12 protein-coding genes are annotated in these 18,408 nt (G+C 70.2%); 6 read left to right on the top strand and 6 right to left on the bottom strand.

Annotated features, from left to right (window positions below; genetic code table 11):
• Positions 1-471: 471 nt before the first annotated feature.
• Positions 472-1,653: a PucR family transcriptional regulator gene (locus tag Vlu01_RS25110; protein ID WP_239096111.1), complete on the bottom strand. Its 1,182-nt coding sequence runs from the start codon at positions 1,651-1,653 to the stop codon at positions 472-474.
• 158 nt (positions 1,654-1,811) lie between these two features.
• On the opposite strand from Vlu01_RS25110, the gene Vlu01_RS25115 reads away from it, so the two are divergent.
• The 3 genes from Vlu01_RS25115 to Vlu01_RS25125 all read left to right on the top strand — a co-directional run bounded on the left by Vlu01_RS25115 (position 1,812) and on the right by Vlu01_RS25125 (position 7,601).
• Positions 1,812-4,103 carry an aminotransferase class III-fold pyridoxal phosphate-dependent enzyme gene (locus tag Vlu01_RS25115; protein WP_204004028.1) on the top strand — a complete coding sequence of 764 codons (2,292 nt, stop codon included), beginning with the start codon at positions 1,812-1,814 and terminating at the stop codon, positions 4,101-4,103.
• Positions 4,104-4,107: 4 nt separating this feature from the next.
• Complete coding sequence (locus Vlu01_RS25120) at positions 4,108-5,712, top strand: xylulokinase (RefSeq protein WP_204004030.1); 1,605 nt, start codon at positions 4,108-4,110, stop codon at positions 5,710-5,712.
• Between the two features lie 74 nt (positions 5,713-5,786).
• Positions 5,787-7,601: a hypothetical protein gene (locus Vlu01_RS25125; RefSeq protein WP_373307513.1), complete on the top strand. Its 1,815-nt coding sequence runs from the start codon at positions 5,787-5,789 to the stop codon at positions 7,599-7,601.
• 141 nt (positions 7,602-7,742) lie between these two features.
• On the opposite strand, the gene Vlu01_RS25130 is transcribed toward Vlu01_RS25125, so the two are convergent.
• Positions 7,743-9,197, bottom strand: coding sequence for a glycoside hydrolase family 43 protein (locus Vlu01_RS25130; protein WP_204004036.1), 1,455 nt, complete (start codon positions 9,195-9,197; stop codon positions 7,743-7,745).
• Between the two features lie 285 nt (positions 9,198-9,482).
• Here Vlu01_RS25130 and Vlu01_RS25135 point away from each other — a divergent pair, with 285 nt between their 5' ends.
• Entirely contained in the window at positions 9,483-10,229 is a 747-nt protein-coding gene (locus Vlu01_RS25135; RefSeq protein ID WP_204004040.1) for a DUF8817 family protein, read from the top strand.
• 79 nt (positions 10,230-10,308) lie between these two features.
• On the opposite strand, the gene Vlu01_RS25140 is transcribed toward Vlu01_RS25135, so the two are convergent.
• Entirely contained in the window at positions 10,309-10,863 is a 555-nt protein-coding gene (locus tag Vlu01_RS25140) for a DUF6624 domain-containing protein (protein WP_204004043.1), read from the bottom strand.
• 166 nt (positions 10,864-11,029) lie between these two features.
• Complete coding sequence (gene argS / locus Vlu01_RS25145; RefSeq protein WP_373307514.1) at positions 11,030-12,754, bottom strand: arginine--tRNA ligase; 1,725 nt, start codon at positions 12,752-12,754, stop codon at positions 11,030-11,032.
• Positions 12,755-13,169: 415 nt separating this feature from the next.
• Here argS and Vlu01_RS25150 point away from each other — a divergent pair, with 415 nt between their 5' ends.
• On the top strand, positions 13,170-14,639 hold the full coding sequence (locus tag Vlu01_RS25150; protein ID WP_204004049.1) for a hypothetical protein: 1,470 nt from the start codon (positions 13,170-13,172) through the stop codon (positions 14,637-14,639).
• 97 nt (positions 14,640-14,736) lie between these two features.
• Here the strand turns inward: Vlu01_RS25150 and Vlu01_RS25155 are convergent, their stop codons facing one another.
• Entirely contained in the window at positions 14,737-15,186 is a 450-nt protein-coding gene (locus Vlu01_RS25155; protein ID WP_204004052.1) for a MarR family winged helix-turn-helix transcriptional regulator, read from the bottom strand.
• A 55-nt stretch (positions 15,187-15,241) separates the two neighbouring features.
• On the opposite strand from Vlu01_RS25155, the gene Vlu01_RS25160 reads away from it, so the two are divergent.
• Positions 15,242-16,372: a bifunctional NAD(P)H-dependent oxidoreductase/GNAT family N-acetyltransferase gene (locus Vlu01_RS25160; protein WP_204004054.1), complete on the top strand. Its 1,131-nt coding sequence runs from the start codon at positions 15,242-15,244 to the stop codon at positions 16,370-16,372.
• A 358-nt stretch (positions 16,373-16,730) separates the two neighbouring features.
• Here the strand turns inward: Vlu01_RS25160 and Vlu01_RS25165 are convergent, their stop codons facing one another.
• Positions 16,731-18,353, bottom strand: coding sequence for an SGNH/GDSL hydrolase family protein (locus Vlu01_RS25165; RefSeq protein ID WP_204004056.1), 1,623 nt, complete (start codon positions 18,351-18,353; stop codon positions 16,731-16,733).
• Between the last annotated feature and the right edge of the window lie 55 nt (positions 18,354-18,408).

The following is an 18,408-nucleotide window of genomic DNA, read 5'->3' on the forward strand; positions in this document are numbered from 1 at the left end:
TCCACGCCTGCGACTTCGTGGTGGGACGGGGACGTTGTTCATGCTTCCTCCTCATGACGGCTGGGCCGGCGGCCAGCAGTGCTACGAACCGGCGGCCCGGTGGCTGGGCAGCCACCATCGACTGTCGACGTCGTACCGGGTGGTGGTTTGCCGGTCGTCCTGCACCGTGACCGGCGGAGTAGGTAGCGACAATCGACGATCATCTAGATGCGTCGATGGCCAACAGTATTGGCGCGACGTGGCCAACCAGTCAACAACTTCCGGAAATACTTCCGAAACCTCGCCTTGACCAGGGTCTACGGGAGGTGACACGTTGACACTGGTCAGCAAGAACAGGCTGGTCAGCCGTCCCAGGTCACCGTCATCAAGTCCTACGCCAGGTCAGGCCGGCCGGTAAGCGAAAGTTCCAGAGACCTTCCGGATGTTCACCGGGCTCGGTCGCATCCCTGCTCGGGGAACCGGGACACCCCGCTATCCGCTGCCAGGGTCGACGGTGAGCTGGTTGGTCAGCACCACCAGAAGCTCGAAGCGGGCGGTCGGGTCGTCCAGGTCGTCACCGTACAGGTCACGCAGCCGCTTGAGGCGATAGCTGACCGTCTGCGGATGCACGAACAGTTCGGTGGCGACCTCGGCGCGCGACCCCCAGTGCCGCAGCCAGGCGTAGAGCGTGGTCAGCAGGTTCTCCCGTTGCGCTGGGCGTAGCTGCGCCAGCGGCGCCAGGCGGCGGGCGGTCAGCACCGCCAATGCCCGCTGCTCGCCGCGCAGGGTCAACGCGACCAGGTGGTCGTCGGCGAAGACCGGGTCGGTCATCGAACCGCCCAGGCCGGCGGCCAGCTCGGCGAGCCGGACGGCCGCCGGCACCTGGGTCCAGCCGAGTTCCGGACCGACCACCGCCCGCCGCCCGGTCAACGCTGCGGTCAGGGCGGCGCGGGCCGCCCGGGGACCGGACCGCAGCAGCAGCACGGCGTCCCGGCCACGCTCGACGACCAGCCCGTCCGGGCCGTACCGGAACCGCACGTCGCGGGCCTGGTCCAAGGGCAGCAGTACGGGCACCACCATGTCCAGGCCGACCCAGCCGACCCGGGCCGCCGCGGACTCGACGGCGCTGGGGATGCCGTCGCCGCGGAGCAGCAGCTCGGCGAGTTGTCGACGACGATCGACCTCACCGGCCTGCTCGCGCAGTTGCAGGGCGTACCCGTCGGTACTCGCCGCCGCCAGTTCGGCGACGTACGCGCTGACCGCGTCCGAGAGGTCGATCAGCTCCTCCGCGTCGACCGGGCGCAGCCGGGCCAGTGACTGCGACGCCGTACGCAGCAACAGCCGTGCCGCCGTCCGCAGCGCTGCCAGCAGCGCCTCCGGTCCACGGTCCTCACGTGCCTCGGCGGCGCCCAACCCGACGAAGACATCCCGGAACCGGGGCGGCAGCGCCGGCTCCTCGGTGCCGACGAGGTCGAGGAAGCGGTCCAGCGCCACCTGCACGGCGGTGCGTACATCCCGGGTGAACTTGTCATCGGCGATGCCGGCGAAGGCGGGGGTGGCCTCGGTGACGGCAGCCGCGACGGCGGCAACGGTGGCCGGCAGGTGCGGGCGCATCGCGGCGGCCAGATCGGCGGGCAGGTGGCGCCAGGGGGTCGCGGAGACGGGCGCACTCACCCGCAGATTTTGTCACGACGGGATAAGAACGGTGGACATTGACGCTGCCGACGGGACGGTGTGTCGATCGGCGTCGCCGGGCGACGATGGACCCGCGACCAACGACCGGGCCCCCGCATGTGCCGCCCGGCGGCCGGCGACCTGACGGAGGAGAACGCGTGCAGCACCGACTGTCCCGCCAGCACGTCGTCGACATGTGCCGGACCATGCTCGCCCGGGGCTACCTCAAGGCCACCGAGGGCAACGTCTCGGTCCGGGTGCCCGGCCACCGGCGGTACGCGGTCACCCCGAGCAACTACGACTACGACCGGATGCGCGTCGAGGACATCTGCATCGTGGACTTCGACGGTCGGCACCTGCCCGACGACTCCGGCGCCCCGCTCAAGCCGTCCATCGAGTGCGGGATGCACGCCAACATCTACCGCGAGCGGCCGGACGTCAACGCGATCGTGCACACCCACCAGCCGTACGCCTCGGCGCTGGCCTTCCTGCGCAAGCCGATCCCGGCGCTCACCGATGAGCAGGTGCGCTTCCTGGGCCGGGAGGTGGCCATCATCGACTACGCCCCGTCGGGCACCGGATTCCTGGCCCGCAACGTGCAGAAGAAGGTGGCCAGCGGGGACAACGCCTTCATCATCGCCAACCACGGGGTGGTCGCCGTCGGCACCGACCCCGATCGGGCGGTGTTCAACATGGCGCTGCTGGAGAAGGTGTCGATCGCCTACCTGCTGGCGCTGACCAGCGAGGCGGGCAAGGTCCACACCATCCCGACCGCGATCCGGGAGATCGCCTTCAGCAAGCTGCGGGCCGACGAGAAGCGGATCGCCGCGCAGCTCACCGAGGCGGTCGAGCCGCTGCGGGTACCCGCCGACGAGGAACTGCCGAGCGCCGACGCGGCCGCCGCCGAGGTCGTCGCCGGCTCTGCCGCGAACGGCGCGGGCGGCGCGGCGAGCGCCGCCGGGACCCCCGTGGCCGACCGTGTCCCGGGCGCGGAGTCGGCCCGGCTCGGGTACGCGATCAGCGAGTACCCCGACGTCGACGACGTGATGCGTCGGTTGAAGGCGCTGACCGCCCAACCGGTCCGCGGGCTGCGCCACGACGCCATGCTCGACGTGCTGAACTACTTCGACACCAAGTGCCGGGCCAGCAGGGAGATCACCGACCGGGCGAAACGACGTATCCCCGGGGGCGTCCAGCACAACCTGGCGTTCAACTACCCGTTCCCGCTCGCCGTCGACAAGGCCGACGGCGCGTACCTGGTGGACCGGGACGGCAACACCTACATCGACTTCCTCCAGGCTGGCGGGCCGACGATCCTGGGCAGCAACTACGGCCCGGTCAACGAGCGGGTCGCCGAGGTGGTCCGACAATCCGGCCCGGTGACCGGCCTGTTCCACGAGTACGAACTCAAGCTCGCCGAGATCATCCACCGGTTCATGCCGCACGTGGAGATGTACCGGTCGCTGGGCTCGGGCACCGAGGCGGTGATGGCCGCCGTCCGCGGCGCCCGCGCCTTCACCGGCAAGAAGATGGTGATCAAGGCCGGTGGCGCCTATCACGGCTGGTCCGACACGATGGTCTACGGGCTGCGGGTGCCCGGCACCTACCGGATGAACGCCAAGGGCATTCCCTTCGGGGCGACGGCCCGCACCCGCGAAGCGTTCCCGCACGACCTCGGGCAGCTCAAACGCAAGTTGATCGAGAACCGGCTGCGCGGCGGCACCGCGGCGGTGGTGGTCGAACCGGTCGGCCCGGAGTCCGGTACCCGGCCGGCGCCGCGCGACTTCAACGCGCACGTCCGCGAGTTGTGCGACGAGTTCGGCGCGCTGCTGATCTTCGACGAGGTGGTCACCGGTTTCCGGCTCGGGTTGGGCGGCGCTGCCGGCTACTTCGGTGTCACCCCCGACCTGACCGTGCTGGGCAAGGCCGTCTCCGGCGGCTACCCGATGGCCGGTGGCGTCGGTGGGCGGGCCGACGTGATGGCGGTCTTCGGTTCCGGGTTGGACGGCAGGAGCGGAGCGCACATCCAGGTCGGCGGCACGCTGTCGGCCAACCCGCTGTCCTGCGCGGCCGGCTACTTCGCCATCGAGGAGATGGCCCGCACCAACGCTCCGGTGATCGCCGGCCGGGCCGGTGACCGGCTGACCCGAGGCCTGCAACGGCTGATCGACTCCTACGGGCTGCCGTACGTCGCGTACAACCAGGGGTCCATCGTGCACCTGGAGTGCAGCGGCGTGATGCTGTTGGACATGCGCAACCCGGTGAAGCTGCTCAAGGAGAACAAGGCCCGCAAGCGGCTGATGGAGCAGATGGGCGCCGCCTACACCGCGCACGGCATCATCACCCTGGCCGGCTCGCGGATGTACACGTCGATGGCCGACACCGACGAGGTCATCGACGACGCACTCACCCGATTCGACCAGGTCTTCGCGCTGGTCGAGGGGGTCTGATCCAGTGGCCGTCAGCCCGCCGCAGGTCTTCGCGATCGACCTGGGCACCTCGGGGCTGAAGGCCGCGCTGGTCGCCGCCGACGGCACGGTCACCGGCTGGGCCGAGCGTCCGGTGCCGCTGCGGGTGCTGCCCGGTGGCGGCGCCGAGCAGGATCCGCTCGCCTGGTGGACGGCGCTCGGTCAGGTCGCCGCCGACCTGGGCCGGGACCACCCCGAACAGCTGCGGGCAGTGACGACGGTCTGCGCCTCCACCCAGGGCGAGGGGACCATCGCGGTGGACACCCACGGTGACCCCCTGACCCCGTGCATCACCTGGCTCGACATGCGTGGCGCGCCGCACCTGCGACGACAGTTCGGCGGCTTTCCCGCGTACCAGGGGATGTCGGTGCGCCGGATCGCCCGCTGGCTGCGGCTGACCGGCGGCATGCCCTCCCCGACCGGCAAGGACCCCGCCGCCCACATGCTGTTCGTCCGCGACACCCTGCCGCAGGTGTACGCGCGGACCGCGACGTTCCTCAACGTGCTCGACTGGATCAACCTGAAGCTCACCGGACGCACGGTGGCCACCGTCGACTCGATCCTGACCTCGTGGGTGACCGACAACCGGCGTCCCGGCGACATCCGCTACTCCCCCGCCCTGGTCACCGACTGCGGCATCGACGCGGACAAGCTGCCGCCGATCGTCGCCTGCACCGAGGTGATCGGCACCCTGACGCCGGCCGCCGCCGCCCACCTGGATCTGCCCACGACGGTGCGGGTGGTCGCCGGATCGATCGACAACACCGCGGCGGCGATCGGCGCCGGCACCACCGGCGACAACGAGCCGCACCTGTATGTCGGGACCTCCTCCTGGATAGCGGCCCACGTGCCGCGGAAAAAGACCGACATCGCCGCCGGCATCGCCGCCGTGCCCTGCGCCATCGACGACCGCTACCTGATGACCGCCCTGCAGGCCACCGCCGGGGCGAACCTCACCTGGCTCCGGGACAAGATCGTCGAGTACGACGACCCGTTGCTCGGCGCCGGTCGGGTCAGCCGTGACGAGGGAAGCATCTTCGACGCCTTCGACACGATCATCCCGACGGTGCCGCCGGGCGCGAACGGTGTGCTCTACACCCCCTGGCTCTACGGCGAACGCGCCCCGGTGGACGATGCGAATCTGCGCGCCGGGTTCTTCAACATCTCGCTCGACACCAACCGCTCGGATCTGCTGCGGGCGGTCTTCGAGGGGGTCGCGTTCAACACCCGCTGGCTGCTCGGCTCGGTGGACCGGTTCCTCGGCGCGCCGGTCACCTCGATGGCCATCACCGGCGGCGGGGCACTGTCGGACTCGTGGTGCCAGATCTTCGCCGACGTGCTCGGCGTCGAGATCCGCCGCGACGCCCAACCGCTGGCGGTCAACGCCCGGGGTGCGGGCTGGATCGGCGCGGTCGGCACCGGGCAGCTCACCTTCGCCGACATTCCGGACCTGATGCGCACCGACCGGGTCTTCGCACCGGACCCGGCGCACCGGCCCGGCTACGACGAGATCTTCGACGTCTACCGGGAGCTGCACAACCGGCTCGCCCCGGTGTACCGCCGACTCAACCGCCGCTGGAAGATTCGGTAGCCATCGATCATGGCTTTTATCCTCTGATCGATGCGACGCTATGACGTCAGCCCGGGACATCGGCAGGAGGATAGATGCAGGCAATACTTCGGAGGTTGCGCGGAGCTCCGTCCGCTGACCCCGAGCAAACTGATCCGGAGCAGGCCGGACCGCAGTTGCAGTCCCCACCCGGACCAGGACGGCTGGCGGGGACCGTTCGGGTGGCGTCGCGCCTGCTGCGGCATGAATGGACGTTGGCGGCAATCGCGGGCCTGGCGTTTGCCGTTCTCCTCACCTGGCCGACGCTCAAGCAGCCGTGGACGACCATCCCGGGCGACATCGGCGATCCCCCATTGCAGGCGTGGCAGGTCGCCTGGGCCGGTCATGCCCTGCTCACCGACCCGGCCAACCTCTGGCACTCCAATACGTTCTTCCCGAATCTGTACACGTACGCCTACACCGATGTGGTGCTCGGCTATGCACCGGCCGGTCTGCTCGGCCACGGTGTGGCGGCGGCCCTCTTCCGCTACAACCTCCTCTACGTCCTGGCCCACGCACTCGCCTTCGTCGGGGCGTACGCCCTGGTGCGCCAGCTGGGGGGTATCCGGACGGCGGCGGCCGTGGCCGGCGTCGCCTGGGCCTTCGCGCCGTGGCGGCTCGCGCACAGCGGCCACCTGAACATCCTCTCCATCGGCGGCGTCGCACTCTGCCTGGCGATGCTGGCCCGCGGCCACGGCTGGTCCCTGCGGGACGGTCACCGGCCGGCGCTGCACCGCCCCGGTTGGATCGTGGCCGGCTGGCTGGTCGCCGCCTGGCAGATCACCCTGGGCCTGGCGATCGGCCTGCCGCTTGCCTATTTCCTGGCCGGCACCGTGGTGGTGGCTGTCATCGGGGTCGGCTGGTCCCGGTGGCGGACCGGTAGGTGGGTGGTGGGTCGGCGGGTGGTGCTGGCCAACCTGCTGGGTGGCGTCGTTTTCAGTGGGGTGTGCGTCTGGTTGGGAACCGCCTTCCTGCGGGTGGTGGAGCTGAACCCGGAGGCGCATCGGGATCTGTCCTGGACAAAGATGTACTCCCCGCCTCTGCTGGGATACTTCGTCGCGCCGGCGGACTCGTGGCTGTGGGGCGAGCACTTCGCGGCTGCCCGCGCCCAGTTGTCCTGGCCGCCGGAGATGGCGCTGCTGCCGGGCGTCACGTTGATCGTGCTGGGCGTGGCCGGGCTGAGCTACTCGACGTTCCGGGTCCGTCACCGTGTTCTGCTCGGGCTCGGTGTGCTGGTCAGCGGCGCCCTCGGGCTGGGCAGCAACCTCGTCGGTGGGGGCGATCCGGGATACCTGACCTTGTCGCGGCTGCTGCCCGGCTGGGATGCGCTACGGACCCCGGGGCGGCTGATGATGTGGACGAGCCTGCTGCTCGCCATTCTCGCCGCGGGAGCGATCAGCGAGTTCGGGCGCAATCGCCCCCGGCTCGGGTGGCGGAAGTGGGTGAGCGCGGTCGTGCTCGTGCTGCCCCTGCTGTTGGTCACGGTCGAGGGCGTCAACCGGACACCGCACCCCACCGTGCCAACCGCCCCACCGGCGTTCCGCGCGGCGACCGAACCGCTGCTGGTCCTGCCCAGCAACGGTACGGCCGAATCCGACATCATGCTCTGGTCCACCGAGGGATTTCCCCGCGTCGCGAACGGTTCCGTCACCTTCCTGCCGGCCAGTCACCAACAGATCCGCGCGATGACCACGACCTTTCCCGATTCGGGCAGCATCGCGTTTCTCCGGCAGGTCGGCATCCGGTCGGTGGTCGTCCTGCCGGATCGGCTGGCCGGCACGCCGTGGGACGGCCTGCCCACCCGACCGGTCGATGGCCTCGGCATCACCCGGGAGGAGATAGCCGGCGCGTTGGTGTACCGCCTCGACTGAGCGACCGGCGATAGGCAGATCAGCGCAGAGGTACGGGCGTCGTCCGCGGACGACGCCCGTACCTTGCGGGTGGTGCGCATCTTCGCAACGTAGGTCGCGCTTGAGCGCCGGAAGGCGCGCCCGGATGCTGTACGTTGCCGGCTACGAGGTCAGCCGGAAGGTGGCGTCGTTACGCGCCTGGGCGTCGTTGATCGGATCGAGCCGCAGCAGGTAGTTGTAGTGCCGGATGTAGCGGTCGGGATAGTTGTACGACCGGAACGACGACCACGACGAGTTGCCCAGACCGGCGACCTGCCGGAAGGTGGCGTCGGCGGCGAAGACCGAGCTTGCGTCGTTGGCCGCCAGCACGAAGTCGAAGCCGTAGTGCCGAAGGTAGTGGCCCGGGTAGTTCACCGATTCGAACGACACCGCGCTGGCGTCGGCCAGCCCGGGCACCAGCCGGAACTGGGCGTCCTGAGCCGGGTTGACGTTCGCGTCGATGCGTACGTCGTAGTTGGCGTGCCGCACGTACCGGTCCTGGTGGGTGTACGCCTGGATCCGGTTGACCGGGGTGGTGGCGCCCCACCGTCCCAGCACGGCACTCTCCTCGGCGGCGGTCAGGTTCAGGATTGAACCGTGCCGCTTGCGGGTGCCACCCAGGTTGTAGTCCGACCGGGTCCGGAAGTTGGTGACGCTGCCCAGGTTGGTGGAGGTGACCGGCATATAGCCACGCCCGGTGGCGTACTGGTCCAGCCAGAGCGCCCACTCGTTGCGACCGTTGAACTGCATCCACATCGGCCCCTCGACCACGTTGCCGCCGCCGGTGCCGTTGGAGATGCCGAGGTGCGAGAGATTGCCCAGCACCGTCCACGAGCCGAGGATCGAGTTGCTGGCCTCGATGGTGATGTGCCCGTCGGCCGACGCCCGGTAGTAGCGGTAGCCGCCGATCGCAGCCGGCACCTCGACGATCTGGGTGTCGATGATGCCCTGGCCGCCACCGGGTCGTTCGATGTAGAGCTGCGGTGCGGTGAAGTTGCGGAAGTCGCTGGTCCGCACGTACCAGATGCGGTGCTTGGTCACGCCGTCGCGCAAAGAGTTCGTCGCCCAGTAGACGACGTAGTCGCCGGTCGCCGGGTTGTAGACGGCCTCCGGCGCCCAGGCGTTGCCGGCACCGGGGATCGCGCCGGCCACGTTGATCAGCCAGGGAGTGGACCAGTTGACCAGGTCGCGGGACTCCCACACCACCAGCGACCTGCTACCCCGGTTCGCCGCGTCATTCCACGAGGTGCCGCTGGCGATCCGCAGATCGGTGGCGACGATCCAGTACCGGTCGCCGGAGGGCGAACGGACGATGGAGGGATCGCGTACTCCCCGGGTGCCGATCGTGGACAGCAGCACGGGTGAGCCGTTGTTCAGGTCGCGCCAGGTCAACCCGTCCCGGCTGTGGGCGAAGTAGACCTGCTCGCCGGTGGCCGACTCGCCGGTGAAGTGCGCCATGAGGTAACCGGTGAACGGATCGAGCGCGGCGGCCTCGGCACGCGGTGCCTGCACGGCCGGCAGGACCAGCAGACAGAGAGCGGCGAGCAGGGCACTCAGCCTGGTCAGGACTCTGGACATGTGCGGCTCTCCGTCCGGCCGAGCCGACGTTAACGCTAACATCGCCCTCGCCGGACCGGCCAAGGTCACTGTTTCGGGGGTGTCACGAAGTCTCCGCCTCAAATCGACAGCCGTCAAGACGACAGCGACCCGACGGCCTGGGCGCTGCGCGACGCGCGCAAAGCCACGTCCCGCCTGAGAGCAGATACGGTCCGCGTCGGCCCTGCGCAAGCGGGGCGTACCGGTGCTACATCGTGGGCGCTGGCACACTGGCCGGGCCGTCGATCCGGAACCGGGGGGCCAGTCATGACGACCGTCGATCGTGTCCAGCCGAACGAGACCACCGTGCCGCTGCTGCCCTGCGTGGCCGTGGACGAGACGCTCGCCTTCTGGCGCGCCCTTGGATTCGCGGTCACCTACGAGCAGCGCAAGCCGTACGTGTATCTGGCACTGCGGTGGAGCGGATTCGAGCTGCACTACGGGCCCGCGCCCCGCGACCTCGACCCGGCGAACGAGAGCAGCGGCGGCTGCCTGGTCATGGTGGACGCGGTCGCGCCGTACCACGCGGCGTTCACCGAGGCGATGCGGCGCGCGTACGGCAAGGTGCTCGCCCGGGGGTTGCCCCGGATCACCCGCTACCGGCCCGGCGCGTCGCGATTCAGCGTCGTCGACCCCTCCGGCAACACCATCATCTTCATCGCCCGGGACGAACCGCAGGAACTGGAGTACGGCGGCTCGAAGCGGCTGACCGGGCTGGCCCGGGTGCTGGACAACGCACGGATCCTGCGTGAGTTCAAGTCCGACGACCGGGCGGCGTACCGGGCGCTCAACTCGGGGTTGCGCCGGCACGGCGACGCGGCGTCGAGCGTCGAGCGGGCGCTGGCGCTCGCCGCGCTGATCGAGCTGGCCACCGCGCTGGGCGAGCCGGAGCGGGTTTCGGAGTGGGGCGCGCAGCTCCGGACGGTGAGCCTGAGTGCCGGGGAGCGGGAGCAGGTCCGACAGGCCGTCGGCGATCCGGGCACGCTCGAACCCTGGCTTCCTGGCACCTCCTGAGAGTCCCGCCAAGCGCCGGTCCGGCTTCGACCCGGAGGTTCCGTCAACTGACGGCTGATGGTGTCAGCCGGCGGCCCAGCTACCTCGACTGGTCGGCTGACTCGGCGCAGATGGCGGCCATCTCCTTCAGGTAGTCGGTGAGCGGTTGCAGACCCGCCGCCGCGCGCCGCGCTTCGACACCCGTCTCGTCCTTGATCGGGGTCGCGGGAACCGGCCCGTCCGCGCCGCACCGCATCTGCGTCCCGTACACCTGGGACTCGCCCTTCGCGACCGCGACCCGATCCTCCAGATAGGCGAGATTGCCCGGCGAGGCCCGCCCCTGCGCGACAGCGTCACGCAGCAAGGTGAGCGCCTCCTGTTGGAAGGCCGGATCGTGGTCGGAGTGCTGGACGATGGCCCAGGCGGCGTTCTCGCCGTCCTTGCCGACAAGATCGAAGGTCGGCCACCCGTGCTCCTGGACGATTTCCTTCAATCGGAGGGTGCGCTGCTCGACAGTGTCGACCTGGGGTTGACCGTTCATCTCCGCCTGGTCCCGTTCGAGCATCTTGACGAGCTCGTCGTGCAGCCCCTTGTCCAAGGTGGCGGTCGCCGGCAACGGTTGCCGCAGCGAGGTGGAAGCCTGGCTCAGCGGCACCGACGATCCGGACGGCTCAGCGGAGCGGGGCGAGGACGAACAGCCGACCAGAGTCGCAAGGATGATCAGCGATAGCGGTACTCGTCGCCGGCCTCGCATGAGCACCTCCGCCGCCGAAGTGGTGTCGACATCGGCACCTTACCCAGAGGACAGCGCCCGCGGGTGTCTACAACTGCTCGGGTGCGTCGATGCCAAGCAGGTGCAGCCCGGTACGCAGGGTGTCGCCGGTGAGCCGGCACAGGGCGAGCCGGTTGCCGCGTCGCGTCCCGGTGGTCCGCAGCACCGGGCACCGCTCGTAGAAGGTGGTGAAGGTCTGCGCCAGCCGGTACAGGTAGCCGCAGAGGCGGTGCGGCTCGTACCCGGCGGCCACCTCGGCGAGCGTGTCGGCGAAGGCGTCGAGGTCGAGGATCAGCGCCCGCTCGGCCGGCTCCAGCCCGACGGTCGGGTCGACGGTCGCCTCGACGCCCTCCGCCCGGGCCAGGATGGAGCGTACGCGGGCGTGCGCGTACTGCAGGTAGACACCGGTGTTGCCGGTCAGCGCCAGCATCCGCTGCGGGTCGTAGGTGTAGTCGCGGACCCGGTTGTTGGCCAGGTCGGCGTACTTCACCGCACCGGTGCCGACCTGCCGGGCCCGCTCGTCCAGGGCCTCTCCGGCCAGCTCTGGGTTCTTGGCGGCGACCACGTCGCGGGCCCGGTCCACGGCCTCGGTGAGCAGGTCGACCAACCGTACGGTGTCACCGGCCCGGGTCTTGAACGGCCGCCCGTCGGGGCCAAGGACGGTACCGAACGCCACGTGCACGGCGGGCACGGTCGGCGGCAGCCAGCCGGCCCGACGGGCGGTGTCGAAGACCATCCGGAAGTGCCGCGCCTGCCGGGCGTCGACCACGTACAGCAGCCGGTCGGCGTGCAGCTCGCCGACACGCTGCCGCAGCGCGGCCAGGTCGGTCGCGGCGTAGCCGAAGCCGCCGTCGCTCTTGCGTACGATCAAGGGAGTCGGCTCGCCGTCGGGCCCGCGGAGGTCGTCGAAGAAGACGCAGAGCGCGCCGTCGCTGGTCACGGCGACCCTACGGCGTTCGAGTTCGTCGGCGAGTCCGGGCAGCGCGGTGTTGTAGGCGCTCTCCCCCACCGAGTCGGCGTCGGTCAGCCGTACGCCGAGCCGGTCGTAGACCTCAGTGAAGTAGCGGGTCGACTCGGCGACGATGTCGCGCCACGCCGCGACGGTGGCCGGATCGCCGGCCTGCAACGCGACCACCCGCCGCCGGGCGCGGTCGGCGAAGGCCGGGTCGGCGTCGAAATCCGCCCGCGCCCGCCGGTAGAGCGTGGCCAGCCGGCGCATCGTGCCCGCGTCCTGCGGTGCTGTCGGCTCGGGGTGCTCGACCTGATGCTGGATCAGCATGCCGAACTGAGTTCCCCAGTCACCGATGTGGTTGCGCCGGACCACTGTGCCGCCGAGGTGTTCCAGGACCCGCACCAACGCGTCGCCGATGATGGTGGAGCGGAGGTGCCCGACGTGCATCTCCTTGGCGATGTTCGGCTGGGAGTAGTCGACCACGGTGGTGACGCCCGCCTCGGGAGTGCCGACACCGAGCCGCGGATCGGTGAGCCGGTCGGTGAGCTGCGCCAGCAGCGCCCCGTCGGTCAGGTCGAGGTTGACGAAGCCCGGCCCGGCCACCTGGGCTGCGGCCACCCGACCGTCCGCGGACAGCCGCGCGACCACCTCCGCCGCGATCTCTCGCGGATTCCGCCGCCGGGCCCGCGCCGCCGCCAGCACTCCGTCGGACTGGAAGTCGGCGTGCTCGGAACGGCGAATCTGCGGTGCGAGGTCCGCCATCCCCAGGCGGGCCGCGGCGGCGGAGACGCAGTCGGACAACGACGAGGCCAACGAGGGCACGGTCACAGGAGCTCCCTGGCATGGGATGAACGGGATCGTCACGAGGCGGCCGGCCGCACGGCAGGTGCGGACACGACGGAGGTACGCGCGAGAGGACGGACGACTATCGTCGTCGCAGGCGCGAGCGGCGGACGGTGCCGAGCACCCGGTCCATCTCCACCGCCTCGAACGCCGGGCCGCGATCCGAGTGCGGCCAGATGCCGGAAGTGTACGCGTCATCCGGTGCGGCGGTGGGCCGGGTCGGTGCGCGCCTGTCGCGGCGTCCCCTCGACGCATGGGGAAAACCCTGATTCCCGCCCCACGGGCACTGTCTAGGGTCGATCACAGGCCCACCCCGGTCCACTTCTGACGGACCGGGGCCGACACCGGTTGGTCGGTGCCGGTCGGGCACTTTCCGAGCCGACGAGGAGTACCGGTGCGCAAGGTTGTCTCGGCCGTCCTCACGCTGCTCCTGGCCCTTGCCGCAACCGGTTGCGGCAACGGATCCCCCGCCGATCCCACCGCCGTCGAGGATGACCCGTACAGCGAATCGGCGCTGCGCTACGGGCTGGCACCCGTGCCCCATCCCGACCTGACCTACCAGCCCGACGTGGTTCTCGTCGGCGGCGGGGGCCGCTCGGTCCGGTCGGTCACCGCGGACGGGTTGACCTGGCGGATCGACGCTGCCGCGCCCCGCGCCGACAAGCTGGCGTCCGGAAAGATCATGTTCATCACCGGCCGAGGCGTGGGCCGGGTGCTGGACCTGCGGCGCGACGGTGACGACCTGCTCGTCACCATCGGCCCGGTCACCGTCACCGACGTGATCCGCGACGGCATCCTCGAGCAGCGGGGCATCGCGATCGAGAACCCGGTCGTCTACCAGGCCGGAGAACCGCTCTGGGCGATGTCCGAGGCGGAGGCCGAGTCGCTCGGTGCCACGCCGTCCGGTCGCGCCGGGCGCGCCGCTCCGCTGCGGCTCGCCCCGACGCCACCCCGGCCGGCCCAGCCGCCACCGGCCCGTGGCGGCGGTGAGGTCAAGTCGGTCGTCGCCAACTTCTCCACCGGGGTGAGCCTCAACGACGGCGCCGAGGTCAGCTTCCACTACGACCGCGCCGGCACGAAGCTGTCCGGACGAGCCGCGCTCACCTTCAACCGGCCGGAGGCGGACTTCCACCTGAGCATCAAGGGCGGTTCGGTCACCCGGGCGGACCTGACGATCAGCGGTGGCTTCGGCATCCGCTACTCGTTCGAGGCGGGGATCCAGGACGGGCAGAACATCACCGCGGTGCTCCCCGTCCCGGCGGAGTTCAGCATCCCGATCGGGCGAGTCATCGGCGTACCGCTGGCGCTCACCGTCAGCCAGACGCTGAAGGTCACCACCGCGTTCGGTGCGAAGGCCGGAACGGTCAAGGGCAACGGCGAGTTCTCCCTGGCCGGCTCGCTCGGCTACGGCTACGTCAACGGCACGTTCGGCCCGCAGGTCAGCAAGAACTTCAAGCGCAAGGAGAGCCTGATCAACTCTCTGCGTGGGGTCCCGGTCGGGGTGATGGGCCTGCTGATCGAGCACCGGGTCCGGTTCGATGTCGGGTTCAGCGCCTTCGTGCTCAAGGCCGGCCTGTTCTTCGAGGTGTCGACCGGCTACGGGACGACCATCGGATCGGCGCTGGGCGCACCGCTGGCGGTCTGCCGCGGGGTCGGCCTCGGCGTCCGTGCCTCGTACGGCATCGGGTACGAGATCCTCGCCCCGGTCGTAAAAATGATCAACAAGTTTCTCCGCCTGGTGAAGATCGCGCCGATCAACTCGTCCGGCAAGCTGGGGCCGAAGCCGTACGTCATCCACACGGCGGAGGAGATCATTCCGCCTGGCACCAAGCTCTGCGGCACCCCCAAGCCGGCAGCCGCCTGACGGTGGACACCGCCGGTGTCGGCCCTGAGGTGTCCGGTCAGCGAGCCGCGTCGTCGCCGGTGCGCGGGGTCCGGCGTGGCAGGCCCGGCGCCCAGGCTCAGTCCGGCAGGTCTGCGATCCGGGTCGAAAGCCTGCGCAGCATCGCGAGTTCGTCGGCGCTGACGTGCTCCAGGAAGCGGGACCGCACCGAGACGACGTGGTGCGGGGCCGCCTGTTCCAGGACCGCGAAGCCGTCGTCGGTCAGGTGCAGGAGGCAGCCGCGCGCGTCCTGCGGATCAGGTTCCTTGTCGATCAGCCCTCGACCCTGCATCCGCGCGGCGTGGTGGGACAGTCGACTGCGCGACCACTCCATCTTGGCGGCCAGTTCCTTGAGCGGCCACCGGCGGTCGGGCTTCTCCGACAGCGTGCTCAACACCTCGTAGTCCGCCGCGGAGAGCCCTGAGTCGCGCGCCAGATCACGACCGATCCGGGCCGGCAGTGCGACGAGCAACCGCCGGAACGCCCGCCACGCCTGTTCCTCGTCCTCGCTCAGCCAGTCGGTGTCCATCCGAACACTCTACATTTCGTTGACATGTCATCAAGACCTCCCTAGTCTCGTTGACATGTCATCGAATAGCCCCAGCGACCTCCGCGTCCTCGTCATCGTCGCCAGCACCCGACCCGGCCGGCTCGGACCCGCGATAGCCGACTGGTTCGTGCAGACCACCCGCCCGCAGGCGGCGGATGGCAGGGTCACCGTCGACGTCGCGGATCTCGCCGACATCGGGCTGCCGCTGCTCGACGAACCCGAGCATCCCGCCCAGGGCAGCTACCAGCACGAGCACACCCGCCGGTGGAGCCGCACCGTGCAGCTTGCGGACGCCTTCGTGGTGGTGACGCCGGAGTACAACTTCGGCATGCCGGCGGCGCTGAAGAACGCCTTCGACTTCCTCTACCACGAATGGGCGTGGAAGCCGGTGGCCTTCGTCAGCTACGGCAACACCTCGGCCGGCACCCGGTCGGTACAGATGGCAAAGCAGGTCGTCACGACGCTGAGGATGATGCCCGTCGGCGCGACCGTCGCCCTGCGCCTCGCGGACAGCGTCCGGGACGGTCGGGTGAGCGGGTCCCCGACGCTCGACGCCGCCGCCCGCGCCGTGCTGGTCGAGGTGAGCCGGGTGGCCCGCGCGATGCGCCCGCTGCGCGGCGGAACCGACGTCGTCGACGGACCGGTCGACGGCCTCACCCTCACCGACGGTCAGCCGGGCGACCTGGCGGAACTGCTCGTCCTCCAGCGCTGCTGCTGGGTGCAGGAAGCCATCGTCAACGACACCCTCGACCTGGCACCGCTGCGGGAGACCCTCGACGACCTGCACGCCTCGATGTCGACCTGGCGGTGGTGGTGCGTACGCCGCGACGGCCGCCTCGTCGCGGCGGTCCGCGCCCGGGCGCACGAGGGCACCTGGCTGATCGGACGCCTCATGGTGGCGCCCGACCAGGCGGGCAACGGCATCGGTTCCTGGCTGCTGTCGTACGCCGAGGAACAGGCACCCGAGGAGACCACCGGCTGCACGCTGTTCACCGGTCACCGCAGCACCCGAAACATCAGGTTGTACGAGCGCGCGGGCTACACCCGCACCTGGGTCGCGGATCCACCGCAGGACGTCGTGCACCTGTCCAAGCCGCGCCCGGCCGGCCAACCGCACCGACCGATGACCGACAGCCCTGTCCACGACGGTGCCGGCGTGGGGTGATGCCGAAGTGCCCGCGCTCCGCGACGCACGCGTCCTCGGCCACCGCGCCGGTTGGCGAGCGGCAACGGGTCGCGGTCGTCGGCATCTCCTCGTCCTCGGGCACCGAACTGGACCGCACTCTCGCCGCACTCGGCACCAACCTGCTCACCGTGCCACCGGGGCGGACGTTCTTCGGCGCCGACGCGCAACTGCCGCTGGAATCGGTCGCGATGATCGGTCGGATCGGGCCGGTGACCCAGGTGGCGGCCAGCTCACCGACGCGGAGGTCTACCGCACCGACCGCACGACGTGAGCCGCCGAGGCGATCGGCGCCACGGGGCGTCCGGGTGGATTCCCGGGCGCCCCGCAGCGGTCACCGTCACAGGGTGATGCCGAGTACCTGTCGCAGTCGGTCGGCGACGGCCCGGTAGCCGGCGGCGTTGGGGTGGAACGAATCCTCCGGGTCCGAGATCACGAACCCGTTGGACCACGGACCATCGCTGCACACCCGGTGTCCCTGGAACGCGTCGAAGGCGTCCACGAAGACGATCCGCCCGTCACCGGTCGCGCGGACGGCCGCGGCGATCATGTCGCGAGCCTGGGCGGTGGCCTCGGCGATGCGGGTGAGTTCGGCGGTGTCGATGGTGGCGTTCGTACCGAAGCAACCCAATCTCGTGGGCAGTGGGTCCACCCCCGGAATGGGCAGGAAGGCCGGATAGCTCAGCACTGCCAGCACACCGTCCGACCGCATCCGCGAGAGGATGTTCTGGTAGAGCGCCACCAGCCTGACCTGGGTGGCCTGTAGCTCCGCCGGGGTGACCAGCGGAGCGCCACCGCAGTCCGACAGCGCGCAGTCGCGTAGCTTCGCGGCGAAGCCGAGGTCGTTACCGCCGATGGTGACCGTCACCAGCCTCGTGTAGGGCTTCACGTATTCGATCTGCGCGAATTCCTCCAGGCTCCGCGGGTTGGTCAGGTCGCTGATCCGCGCGCCATGACACGCCTTCAGGTTCGTCCGGTCGATCGGCAGGCCCCGGAACCGGTCGCCCCGGATCTGCATCGAATAGGTGGCGTTGGCGCGCCGGCAGGTCGCCGGGTTCGGCGGGCCGAGGTACGGTGGCGCGCCGGTGCCGGCGGAGTACGAGTCACCCAGCGCCGTGTAGCGGATCACCGGTGCCGCCAGCCCGGTGTCGAGCGTCCCGGTGCCCAGCACGATGTGCAGCAGATCCGTGCCGAGCCCCTCGCAGAGCAGGTAGCGCAGACCGGGCAGCGGACCGCAGGCGCCCCAGGCGGTTCCGATCGGCGCCAGCAGGTAGAGCTCGAAGAGGATCTCCACCTGACGTCCACCGTCGTAGAAGTCACCGGGTATCCGGACGCCGCCGCTGGTGGCTCCGTAGTAGTACCGGTTGAAGGCGAACGGCGAGCCCACGTACAGCAGCGTGCCGTCGTATCCGGCGCTGCGGTCGACGACGCCGACGACACCGTACGCGTAGTCGAGGTAGAAGTTGCAGCTCAGCTCCGCGAAGTACTCGACGGTCGCGGAGTAGTTGTCCGCGTCGGCGTTGACCGACGTCCGGCGCGCCACCTGCTCCTGGCAGTACCAGTCCGCGTCCTGCTCGGCACCGGCGGTCCGGCTGCGTACCGCTGACCCGGTCCCCGCGCGCAGACCGTTCCCAGTCGCCTTCTCCTGACCCGGCAGAGCTTTGGGACTGACCGGTCTGGTGCTGCTGGTGAAGGGTGCCGCTCGGGTGCCCTTACGCGGCACCACCACCGGTCCGGGAAGATCCGGTCGTGGTTCCCACGCCTCGGTCGATCCGCTCTCTCCGGCGGCCGACACCGTCGGCGCGGCCGTCGCACCGGTCGGCGCGGCCGAGGCGGCCACCGCCGGCTGCACCGCGGCCAGCAGTCCGACCACCACCAGGATCGGCACGCCCACACCGGGACGTCGCCGTAACGACCACCACGGGAAGGTGGCCCGGTGCCGGGACCGGCGTTTTCCGTCCACGATCATCACCCCTCACGTCCTGCCGAATCGGGTACCGGCAGAGTGGCAAGAAGGG

This window comes from Micromonospora lutea (genome assembly GCF_016863535.1).
GTDB classification, from domain to species: domain Bacteria; phylum Actinomycetota; class Actinomycetes; order Mycobacteriales; family Micromonosporaceae; genus Micromonospora; species Micromonospora lutea.

Bases quoted from the DNA above. Each gene is read 5' to 3' on its own strand.
- Vlu01_RS25160 (WP_204004054.1), top strand. From the start codon at position 15,242: ATGTCATCGAATAGCCCCAGCGACCTCCGCGTCCTCGTCATCGTCGCC.
- Vlu01_RS25130 (WP_204004036.1), bottom strand. From the start codon at position 9,197: ATGTCCAGAGTCCTGACCAGGCTGAGTGCCCTGCTCGCCGCTCTCTGT.
- Vlu01_RS25155 (WP_204004052.1), bottom strand. From the start codon at position 15,186: ATGGACACCGACTGGCTGAGCGAGGACGAGGAACAGGCGTGGCGGGCG.
- Vlu01_RS25125 (WP_373307513.1), top strand. From the start codon at position 5,787: ATGCAGGCAATACTTCGGAGGTTGCGCGGAGCTCCGTCCGCTGACCCC.
- Vlu01_RS25135 (WP_204004040.1), top strand. From the start codon at position 9,483: ATGACGACCGTCGATCGTGTCCAGCCGAACGAGACCACCGTGCCGCTG.